Below are 531 nucleotides of genomic sequence, written 5' to 3' on the forward strand. Positions count from 1 at the left end.
ACACGGCCCTTCAGGGCAAGAAAATCGAACCAATCGCGTCGCTGATCTCGAATTCCGAAATTCAGCAGCAAACCGTCGGCGAAAACGGCGACTTCTTCAGCATAGCCTTAGCGCGTAATTGCTCGCAGTGCATATCATTTGGCAGTGCGAGCGGAGGTTCGTCACCTGGTCGCACAGCGCCGTGTGGACATGTCACATCTGTTGGGCGGTTGGCGACTGTGAGCAGAAAATTCAGCTGATTGCGGTGCCCGGTGAGCGGTCCACAATGGGGTGGTGGGTTACAATTTTTGCGCCAGACCCATGCGTATCTCCCGCGGTTCGGTTCACATATATATTAGTGTAATGTCCGTGGGCACGGTTGTCAGCTACCCTCTACTAGGTTAAAGGAGGGGGCGCGGCACCGACCGCACATCGTCCTTAGGAAACAGAGTTCGAGGGCCGCGTTTTGCCAATTTCGCCCGTTGTTTCGATTGTCGACGATGATTCAGCCGTCCGTGTTGCGCTAGGCAGCCTTATCCGGTCGCTTGGCTG

1 protein-coding gene is annotated in these 531 nt (G+C 55.6%); it reads left to right on the plus strand.

The window, feature by feature from the left end; all coding sequences use genetic code 11:
• The coding region (locus HV670_RS30765; RefSeq protein ID WP_217478571.1) for a hypothetical protein at nt 1–239 on the plus strand (239 nt) is incomplete at its 5' end.
• Between the last annotated feature and the right edge of the window lie 292 nt (nt 240–531).

It is taken from the genome of Pararobbsia alpina, from assembly GCF_902859895.1.
Classification (GTDB): domain Bacteria; phylum Pseudomonadota; class Gammaproteobacteria; order Burkholderiales; family Burkholderiaceae; genus Pararobbsia; species Pararobbsia alpina.